We start from the raw sequence: 10,631 nt of genomic DNA on the forward strand, positions 1-10,631 counted from the left end.
GTGGGGTGCGGGGCGGGATTGAGGCGGCGGGCCGTCTCGGCTGAGTCGATCGGACAGGGGCGGCTGGGGGAGTGCGGACATGCTCGGGCGGCAGTCATCCGCCCGAGCACGCGATCAGCGTGTGATCGGCGTCAGGAAACCCAGTACCCGCCGGATGCTCCGAGCACCACCTTCCCCTGCCGAACCGCATCGTCGATGGACTGAGCGACCAGACCGCGGATGTTGTCGGTCATGCGGAGGATTCCGAGAGTGGTCATCGTCGCCCTGACCAGGGCGTAGTGATCGATACCGGGAGTCGCGCGAACACACTGCGAGACGGCGTTCGCGGCCTCGAAGGGGTCGATGTGCTCGTACACCCGGTCGACTCCGAGGTAGACACCCGTCCGAGCCCCGTCGTAGTCGTCGGGCCCGAGACCCGCAGGCCAGAGGAATCCCGGATCCGCCAGGCGCCGGAAGTGCTCGGGGAAGCAGTCGACGATGCTGTCGACCCGGGCTGTGCTGACCTTGTTCAGCTCGAAGGCCCCGGCGATGAGCTTGGCCGCGCGCGTCTCGTGGAGGGGCCCCTCCGCCTCGACCACCTCGGACACCAGCTCGGCGATGGCGCGGCGGGACGACTCTGCGGGGAGGGCGTTCAGCACGTCCTTCGACCCGACCACGCGTTCCCGCCAGGCGGTGTACGTCGTGATGCCGCCCTGTCCGTTCGCCCCGGGCCGCTCCGGTGCTGCGGGTACGGAGACGGGCTCGGAGCGTGATCGGAAGGTCCCGGCGACGACGTGGAAGCTCCGTGCCAGTTCCGGTGCGTCGGCGACTAGATCGACGACCTCGGGTTGTGGCGGGGTCGGAGCCGAGGGCTCGGCCTCCGGCAGCTCGACCTCAGGTGTCGACGCCTGCTCGTCCCGCACCAGATCGTCCGCTCGCCGGACCGCGTCCCGCAGGCGCTCGATCACCGCGTCGCGATCGGCCAGCCATTCCGGCAGCCACACCCGCTCGACGGCGGGCCAGCCCATCGCGTTCTTGAGCACGGCGCCGGGGAGTCCGTCGCGGTCGCTGACGGTGCGACGACGGCGCCAGGAGGCTCCGTCCAGCAGCACGGCGACGAGAGGCCGGCCGGGCTGCTCCGCGGTCGCCAGCGCGATGTCGACGCGGAACTCCGACAGGCCCACGTCGATGCGAGCGGCGAGGCCCGCCTCGATGAGGGCCGCGGCGAGCTCGTCGCGGTGCGCGTCGGGGTGCGGGAGCCTGTCGAGGGCGTCGTTCACTCCACCGGAGCCCGCCTGCGCGAGCTGCAGATAGGCCTTCAGGTGCTTCACGCCGACGGACTGGGTGTCGTCCGCTCGCAGCTCGGCCGGGTCGAAGCTGCAGAAGAGGACGACCTGCCGGCGGGCGCGGGTGATGGCGACGTTCCAGCGCCGTTCGCCCCCGGCACGGGTGAGCGGGCCGAACTGCAGAGGGACCACGCCCTTCTCGTTCGCGCTGAACGCGATCGAGAACAGGATCGTGTCCCGCTCGTCGCCCTGCACGTTCTCGAGGTTCTTCACGAACAGCCCGTCGGTGATGTCGAGCGACCGGGCGATGCGGGGGTCGGACGAGCTCCGGAGCAGGCCGTCGATCAGATCGCGCTGCTGCGCGTTGAACGTGATGATGCCGAGGGACGGGACGACGTCCGGCGACGCGTCGAAGCGGCGGTGGACCTCGGCGACGATCGCTTCGGCCTCCGCCGCGTTCGTGCGCAGAGCCTTGCCTCGACCGGTGCGGATGAAGGTGCCCGCCACGCGGACGAAGGAGATGCCGTAGCACTCCTGTCCGTCGCCGGTGTCATCGGCGTGCGGGGTCGGGAAGGACGAGAGCCGGCTGTCGTAGTAGCGGCTGTTGCTGAAGGCGATGAGCCGCTCGTCCTGGCTTCGGTAGTGCCAGGACAGCCAGCGCGACGGGACCCTCGCCTGCGACGCCTCGGACAGGATCGACTCCTCGTCCACGACGGTGTCCGCCGGAAGCGTCTCGTCCTCGACCGCGCCCGTCTCGGCGAAGCTCGTCGGCGGCATCTGCTTGCTGTCTCCCACGATGACGGCGCTGCGCGCCCGTCCGAGCGCACCCACGGCGTCGGCGACGCGGACCTGCGACGCCTCGTCGAAGACGACGATGTCGTAGAGGTCCGCGTCGACCGGCAGGAACCGGGCGACCGACTCGGGGCTCATCAGGGTGCAGGGCGCGAGCCGGGTGATGAGCGGACCGAAGTCGTTCATCAGGCGGCGCACCTTGAAGCCACCTCGCGACTTGTTCTCGAGCTGGCGCTTCAGGCCGCCCATCATCGTCGGAGGAAGCGAGCTCAGGTCGCGACGGGCGAGCACCTGCGACGGGATGATGCGCGGCAGCTCGTTCCGCACGGCGCTCGCGCTGGTCGTGTAACGGCCGAGGAGCCGCTCGTGCGCGGCTGTCCGGAACCCGCCGAGCTCCGTGCTGGCCAGCCGCTCATCGACCGAGGAGGCGGCGAGACCCTTCTCGAAGGCCAGGAGCGCGTCGTCGACGTCTCCTCCGCCCTCGAGGTACTGCCGGCGGGCCGTCGACATCCCCGCTTCCCGGAGCGGTTCGAGGCGCTCCAGGAAGGCCAGCCAGGTCTCGAGCGAGCGGACAGCACCTCGTCCGCTGCTGCGCTCGGTCGCGGACTGCCGCCAGGCCTCCACGACGGGTCTGCCGCCGGCCCAGTCGGACAGCTCCTCCGACGGTGCTCCGGCGACCTGCAGCAGGGAGCGGTGGGCGTCGATGAAGCGCTGCAGTGACGCGCCCAGGACCGCGCGGTCGGGACGGGCGTAGACCGCTCGGATCAGGTCGCGGTCGACCGCTCCGTTCGCCTCCTCGCCGACCACGACGAGCCGCCGCAGGGTGCGCAGCACGCCGATCTCGGCCGAGATCCGACGGAGGGTCTCGCCGTCGAAGGCGTTCCACCGCTCGGGGGCGATCGGTGCGGGGACCTGCCGGACGAGCTCGCGGAGGTAGAGGGCGTGCTGACGAGCCAGGAGGACGCGGTCGATCAGGGCGACGAGGCCATCGAGAGGAACGCTCTCCGGTCCGGAGCGGAGGTACGAAGCGAGGCGGTCGCGGACCGATCGGCGCAGCTTCTTGCGCGCGAGCAGCCCGGCTCCGTCCGCGGCGACCGCCGCCGCGCGGATGTCGTCCAGGTCCGCGTCGATCACCCTCTCGTGGATGACGTCTAGCACGTCGAAGCGGAGCGGGGCGAGGCGCCGCAGCTCCTCCTGCGCGTGGGCGAGGTGCGCGTCCCATCCCTGCTCGATGAACAGGTCGAGGGTGGCGAGCGGCCGTTCGTCCGCCTCCGAGGCGCGGATCGCCGGCTCGAGCAGTGCCGGGTCGGACGCCGCCGCCAGCGCCGGCGCCGGGAAGTCGAGGCGATCGAGCTCGAGGAGCACTGCGTCCAGTTCGTCGGCCGCGTCGGCGACCTCCCCGGCGAGGCCGGGGGCGAGGCGGGAGGGGGAGACGAAGGACCACGGGTGCCCAGGCCGAGGCCGGGCCGCGTGGAAGTCGTCCGGGAGCAGCCGCAGCGCCCGCCGGATCGAGTCGAACTGCTCGAGCGTGCCGTTCTCGACGAACCGGCGCGGCACGTCGAGAGCCTGGATGTGCTCCTCGGCGAGGACCTCCCGCTGGTGCGCTTCGTAGAGGGAGTATCCGGCGCCGTTCTCCTCGTGCACGTGGTCGGCGTAGCGGCGCAGCTTGCGCGTCGTCGACTCGACCGTGTCCTGCTGGATCGCGAAGCCGTGCGAGTCGGGCTGCACCGAGAAGTCGAGCGCGGCGCGGATCTGCGCCCGGGCCTCGGCCGGACGGGCGCCCTTGTCGTGGAGGTCGAGGCAGAAGGGGCCGAGCCCGACCTCCTCCAGGCGCCGCTTCACGACGTCGAGTGCCGCCCGCTTCTCGGCGACGAAGAGGACGCGCTTGCCCTCGGCGAGCGACCTCGCGAGCAGATTGGTGATGGTCTGCGACTTGCCCGTCCCGGGAGGGCCCTCGAGGACGAACGTCTTCCCGGCCACTGCGGCCGCGACGGCTTCGAGCTGCGAGGCGTCGGCAGGAACCGGCACCTGGGCGGAGAGCTCGTCGAGATCGAGGTCGAGCTCCTCGCCCGCCGGGTCCTCGAACGCCTCGAGCGGCGTGTTGATCAGATGGGAGACGAGGGGATTGCGGGCCAGGACCTCCCACTGCTCGTCGAGGTCACGCCACAGCCGGAACTTGGCGAACTGCAGCACCGCGAGGTCGACCGTCTCCTCGACGCGGAAGGGAAGGCCGCGCTCGGTCAGGGTCGCTCGCACGGAGTCGAAGACGGCGCGCAGGTCGATGCCCGACTCGTCCTCGGCCGGCGCGGCGAGGCCGGGCAGGTCGAGTCCGACGCTGACCTTGAGCTTCTCCACCAGGCAGAAGTTGGGAGTCGACGAGCCGGACTCGTCGAGCGTGATCGTGAAGACGGAGCCGCGGGCCGTCTCCTTGATCGTGACCGGCACGAGGACCATCGGCGACCTGAGCTCCCGGTCGTCGAGCGTCCAGTGCAGAGTCCCGAACGCGAGGTAGAGGTTGTTCGCGCCGGTCTCCTCGACGATCGTCTTCGCCGACGCGGCGAACTTGCGGAGCTTGTCGGTGTAGGCGGCGGCGGTGACGTCAGCGAAGACCCTCTTCTTCGTGACGAGCATGTCGTGGCGCAGTCCTGACGGCAGGTCCCTTCCGAACCGGATGCCGCGCTCGCGCTCGATCTCGGGGATGTCGTCCGAGGGCGCAAGGTGGATCGACGTGCCCTGATTGACGATGTCCTCGAAGAGAGCGGCGTCCGAGTCGGAGACGGCCAGCGAGAAGCCCGCACGATCGGTGTAGTTGATGAGCCGGTTCCGGAGACTCAGATCGAGGAGCGCGTTCTTCCAGGTCGCGACTCGGGCGGGCCCGGTCTCGACTTCTCGGCGCCGCCCTCGTCCTGTTCCGGTGAAATCGAGGACGAAGGAGGTGGCCCGGGGCGTGTACTCGTGCACCGTGTACTCGCCCTGAGCGCTCACCGCCCGGCTGGGAAGCGGGTAGAGCCCGCTGTTCCGCGCCTCTCGCACATCGACGACTCCGAGCAGGCTGCTGCTGCCGGCGACCAGGAGCGAGCGGGCAGCAGCATGCGCCCGCTGCATGCTCTGCGAGTCGCCGGTCAGCATGGTCGTCTCGACGACACGGATCCTGTCCATGTCAGCGAGATTCAGGGCCGCGCTCGCATCGAGCGAACCGGCACTGCCGAGGGTCGAATCGACTCGCCAGTACCCGAGGAAGATGTGCCCGGGCAGGAGCCAGAGAGTGCTGTTGATGCCCGCCTGCTCGAGGGCTGCGGCGAGGGTCACGGTGAGATCGAGGCAGGTTCCGAGTCCTCCCTCGAGGACCTCGGCCGGTGTGCGCACCTTCTGCCCGTCCTCGCCCCAGCTCGCCGGAGGCTCGCTGTAGGCGATGTCACGAGCCCGCATCGCGTCCCAGATGGATTCGACGATGGCGTCGACCCTCTCCTCGCTCTGACTCTGGTAGCCGTCGAGGTCGGATCGACCGGTCGCGTCGTCGAGTCTCTCCGAAGCCTCGTGAAGCACGGTCGCGACGACCGTCGCGTTCGGCTGGACGAAGGAGGAGAGCAGCTCCAGCCCCAGCTGGAGCGGCCGCGCCTTCCACTCGCTCGCAGCGAGGATCGTCACGGCGACCGAGGTCTCCGCCACGCTGTCTCCGTCCTCGGTTCTGAGGACGGCGCCGATGACACCCGGCCGGCGCTGCTCGACGGCGAGCATCCGCGCCGGATCGAGAGAGAGCGCCACGTTCTCGAGCGACTTGTCCTGGCCGGGGGCGAGGTCGAGTCGCAGAGTCCGGGGGCCGCCGAGCGAGCCGTTCGCGTCGCGGACTTCGAGGTCCAGGGACGCTCCCCGCAGCTCTTCTCCCCGATTGCGCACGGTGATCCGAGTGACGGGCTGGATCCGAGCGTTGGCCATCGCGTAGGAGAGCTCGTCGTGGGCCTCGATCTCCATCGTCACGGGATCATCGTCATCGATGGCCGGGAGGTCTGCACTCGTGTCGTCCCGCAGGGTCGGCGCATCGGCGTAGCGGGCTGATCCGCGAGGCCGACGGAGGACTGGTTCGGGCTCGCGCTCGGCGTCGGGCGAGGCGGGATCGCCGGGGACCGCTACAGGTGAAACGGCGTCGGACGGTAGGAGGTCGGGGGAACTGGCCGCGCCGGATCGTCTGGGTGGCTGTTCCCCCGCGTCCTGAAGGACCACCTCCTCCCGTGTCGACGAGGGAGCAGTCGGACGCGCATCCGACGGTTCTGAGAGGAAGGCGCGCCGCATCTCGCCGAGCTCCTCTGCCAAGTGGTCCATGGCGACTTCCTGCAGCAGGGTCTGAGCGGTCTCGATCGCACGGTTCGTGCGGGCACGGTCGAAGGGCTCGTTGTGCGCCCAGAGGTTGCGCACCCGCTTGAGGTCGCGGAGGCAGTCCTCGGCTGTACGGCTGATGGCGTGCTCGAAGGGCTTCCCCAGCGGATCGATCCGCTCCGTGAGAACCGAGACGAGGAGGGGGAGATCGCGGGCCCCGTAGTGCAGGCGCTGCCTCCCCAGCTCCCGATCCCGCCGCTCCAGGACGACCGTCCAGTCCTCGTCGGGCCCGATGTGCTTCTTGAGCACACTGTTCACCGTCGGCAGCAGACCGTCGACGACGGTGGCGAGCGCACGCTCGACCAGCTGGCGGTACTCGAGATCGTTCATGCGACGGGTTCCCCTTCGGCCCGAGACACGGTGTGCCACGAGATTTCTCGATCCTATTGACGGCCCCCGACAACGGCGATTCCGGGGAGTCGGAATCAGCAGCCCAAGCCGTCAGTTCGTTCCCGCTGTGTCGAGATGTCCTGAGATGCGCCCGACGAGTACGACGCCGTGTGCTCCGAAAGCGTCGTCGAAATAGAGGCGTGGCGCCGTCCCCCGATGAGTGGCGAGCGGCACGTGCGCGAACATCTCGACCACGCCGTCCACCGCGATGCTCTCGGGGGCCCTGACCTGCCGCTGTCGGCGCATGCGCGGATCGTTCCGGACCGTCTCGCTCTCCTGCCAGGCCACCCGCGGGAACCGGTTGAAGCGGCCACCCGGCGTCCTCTCGATGTAAGCACGGAGCGAGTCGTCGAAGTCCCCCTCACGGCGGCATGCGACATAGGCAGAAGCTGTGGCGAGTGCGTCCCAGGCCTTCTTGACCGCCGCGACCCCGAGAGCGCTCTGCGCGTCGAGCTCCCGCGTCTCGTCGCGGTCGCCGAGGAAGAGCAGCCCGTCGAGGCTCTGCATCCGGTCCAGCAGCTCTGCGAACGTCGCCGGATACTCGATCTCCGGTGCCGATCCGGCCTCTGCGATCGCCGCTGCGGCGTCCTTCGGGTACACGCTGAAGAGCCGTCGACTCAGCCGGGACTCGCGGTCCCTGGTCTCGATCAGCCGGTCGTAGAGATCGTCGTTCTGCTGCACCAGTTCGTCGCGCTCCGCGCGGGCGAAGTCGAGTGCGTCACCCAATTCCAGCTGTCGGTGTGCCGCCTCTTCCGCCTGCTGCTGCGCCCTGCTGTACTGCTCGAAGAGGTCCTCGACGAAAGCGCGATCGAACTCGCCGGTCGCCGTCGGGATGGTCGCCTCCGCGAATCGGCGCTCCAGTTCCTGGTACGGGGTCGTCCGAGAGGCTCGGAGCAGCTCGTAGTCCGCCTCCCGCAGAACGCGAGGAAGGGGCGTCCGAGCGATAGCGGCGATCTGCGCGTTGCGGATCACCCGGTTGAGCCGGCGCCGGTCCGAGTCCGCCAGCGATCGCGCTTGAAGGATCCGGTGACGGAACCCGTCCTCGGGGCTGCCCGGCTCCGCGCCCGGAAGGAAGGTGCGCATGGCACCCGCCGGCACTCGATGGAAGCGGCCCAGCTGAGCGCTCAGTTCGTCGGCGACGGCCCCGGCGACCACGTAGCCGACGGCGAGACCCTGCGTCCCTCGAATGATCCGGCTCAGATCGTCGCTCCAGCGGTCGACGGGAACACCCTCCGGAGGCACGCTCACGTAGACCGCCCCGATCCGGGAGCCGTCACGGATGATGTCCGTCAGTTGTTCGACGTGCGAGGAGGACGCGATCACCTGGAGATCCGCCCACGGCTCGGCCTGTCCGTCCATGAGCGGTACAGCGTCGATCAGACGCGAGACGAATCGCGGAGTCCCGGTCTGCTGGGGCTCGACGCGGGTCTCGCCTCGGGAATCGGTGAGTGTCAGAGACGGCGGCTCGATGTCGACCCACACCCACGTGCGATTCATGGTCTCGACGATCGTCACATCGATGAGCGCGAGTCGGCTCGTCGTCGCGCCTGCGTACCAGCGTGGCGGCTCCCACGTCTCGCTGAGCCGCCAGCGCCGCGCCGCGATCCCCCGTCCTTCGACCGCCGACACCTCGACGGTCGAATCGTCTACGCGTGCAGAACCCTGCTTCGGAAGGTCCTCGAAGCCTTTCTCGGCGAACCACTCGGCGACGATCGCCTCGATCCGATCGCGGTGCTCGATTGACGTCTCGGTGGAGAGGATGGAGCGGTAGCCCACGGGCATAGCGGTGTCCTTCGGCGGTGAAGCGGTTGTGGGAGGACTCTAACGAGAAGGGAGTGAATACCGGCCGGAGAATTCTCGCGCTGCAGTGCACGACACATGTCGTCTGTATTCTCGGCACTGGCCGTTCCCGTCCTCATCCGATGACGTGCTGGCGAGAAGCGGAGATGCTCGTGTCCACAGATCCCACCCTGCTCTTCCTGCACGGCGTCGGCGCCGGCGATCCGGACGACCACTGGAAGGGCACGCTCGACACAGCGCTCAGAGGTGTCGGCTACCCCGGTCTCGGATCGATGCATGTCGTCGCTCCCAAGTACGCCCATCTGCTCAACGGCGCGAGCGGCCGGACGGTTGTCCCCCCTGTGGCGGCCAAGCAGCCGACGAGGGACGCCGCGAAGAGGAACCGACGGGAGTTCGAGGAGCGGACGGCCGCGATGGAGATCCGTCTCGGTCGGCACGATCAGGGCGTCGGATGGCTGGGCGGCGAAGCAGCAGTTGCGGCGGCCGCCGTGTCACCGCCGTTCAAGCAGGCGCACAACTACCTCAACGACTCCAATGTCCGTGCGGCGGTCCTCGCTCTGATCCTGGCGGCCGTGCCCGCCTCGGGAAGCCTCGTGATCATCGGGCACAGCCTCGGCTCGGTCATCGCAGCGGACCTGATCCGCCGCTTGCCCGTTGCAGTGCGCGTCACGGGTCTTCTCACCATCGGCAGCCCGCTCGCGAACGGCGGCTTCGACGTCGACAAGCTGCGCGACACCCTCCAGGAACCTCCGGCGAATCTCGACTGGTGGGTCAACGTCTGGAACGCGTCGGACCCCGTGGCTGCCCACCGCGGCCTGTCGTCGGTCTTCGACTACCTCCTCGACTTCCGGATCCAGACGAGGCAGGTGCCGATCGACAAGCGTGCTCATTCCGCAGGGGAGTACCTGTCGACTCCGGTCGTCGCCGAGACCGTCGGCTTCGCGCTCTTCGGCTCGCGGTCGAAAGAAGTCGACACGATCGACAGCGGCGTCGACATCCCACTGGACGGAGTCGAATCGGCCGGACTTCTCGCCCTGCGCTACGCGCACCTGGCCAAGGAGCGACTCGAAGGCGATGTCGCCGAGCGCTTCGAGGGTGCCCTGCGGTACGTCCAGGCGTTCTCGATCGAAGAGATCCGAGCGAGGAACCTTCGTGAGAACAGGCCGTTGCCTTCGCAGGTCGCTCGCCTGGTCGTCGACCTCACTGATGTCGCCGCTCCCGCCCCTGAACCGGTTCCCGCCGCCTATGTCAGCAAGGAGGAGGCGGTGGCCTTGATGACCGTTCTCGCGTCGGAGAACGTCATCAAGCCCTTCGAGATCACTGTTCCTCGTGAGACCTGGCAGGCGGCCATGGGGGACCTGACCGCAGAGCTCGGCCTGACGAGCAAGTTCGGCGCGGACGTCTTCACCGCCACGAAGGAGGCACAGGCCGCTCTCAGCGGTTCGCGCGGTCGCAACTGGATCAAGTGGGGTGCCATCGGAGCGGGTGCCGCCGCTCTGGTCGTCGCCACAGGCGGCCTGGCGCTCGCCGCGGGAACCGGACTGGCCGGAGCGGCTGTCATCACCAGCGCCCTCGCGAGCTTCGGACCGGGCGGCATGATCGGCGGACTGCTGACCGCCGGATCGCTGGTCACCGCGGGCGGCGGGGGTATCGCGTTCGGTCTGGCCAGTCCTGGCACCAGCGCTGACGTGGTCGAGGCTGTGGTCGTGCAACGCCTGTCGGCTTCACTGCTGCGACAGAAGCAGGGTCTCGATCCGGATCCCGAAGTGTGGGCGATCCTGACCCGGACAGAGATCGAGATCCGTCGTCAGCACGAGCGCTTGGACGAGTTCTCCGACCCGGACGCGGCGACGCTCAAGGATCTGACGCGGAAGATCGAGATCGTCGAGCGGGCCCTGGCGCATCTGACGGCGAAGGGCCTGGAACCGGTCTCCACCACGTACGAGGTCGAAGTCTGACGCCGTTTCCGAAGACGGGGCGAGGACGGGGTGTGAGGAGACGTCCTCATCC

The 10,631-nt window shown here is 69.1% G+C and carries 3 protein-coding genes; 1 reads left to right on the forward strand and 2 read right to left on the reverse strand.

What is annotated here, in order from left to right; all coding sequences use genetic code 11:
- Window positions 1-131 precede the first annotated feature (131 nt).
- Both C5C35_RS11105 and C5C35_RS11110 read right to left on the reverse strand, forming a co-directional pair.
- A complete protein-coding gene (locus tag C5C35_RS11105) occupies window positions 132-6,761 on the reverse strand; it encodes a DUF3320 domain-containing protein (protein ID WP_104263115.1) in 6,630 nt (2,209 codons plus the stop codon).
- A gap of 111 nt (window positions 6,762-6,872) precedes the next feature.
- Window positions 6,873-8,603, reverse strand: coding sequence for a hypothetical protein (locus tag C5C35_RS11110; protein WP_104263116.1), 1,731 nt, complete (start codon window positions 8,601-8,603; stop codon window positions 6,873-6,875).
- 164 nt (window positions 8,604-8,767) lie between these two features.
- On the opposite strand from C5C35_RS11110, the gene C5C35_RS11115 reads away from it, so the two are divergent.
- Window positions 8,768-10,579, forward strand: a complete 1,812-nt coding sequence (locus C5C35_RS11115) for a hypothetical protein (RefSeq protein WP_258069043.1) — start codon at window positions 8,768-8,770, stop codon at window positions 10,577-10,579.
- The last annotated feature ends 52 nt before the right edge of the window (window positions 10,580-10,631 follow it).

Origin of the sequence: Rathayibacter sp. AY1F8, from assembly GCF_002932165.1 — a bacterium.
In the GTDB taxonomy this organism is placed as follows: Bacteria; Actinomycetota; Actinomycetes; order Actinomycetales; family Microbacteriaceae; genus Rathayibacter.

Excerpts from the sequence above, each read along its gene's own strand:
- C5C35_RS11105 (WP_104263115.1), bottom strand. The coding sequence starts at position 6,761 with ATGAACGATCTCGAGTACCGCCAGCTGGTCGAGCGTGCGCTCGCCACC.
- C5C35_RS11110 (WP_104263116.1), bottom strand. The coding sequence starts at position 8,603 with ATGCCCGTGGGCTACCGCTCCATCCTCTCCACCGAGACGTCAATCGAG.
- C5C35_RS11115 (WP_258069043.1), top strand. The coding sequence starts at position 8,768 with ATGCTCGTGTCCACAGATCCCACCCTGCTCTTCCTGCACGGCGTCGGC.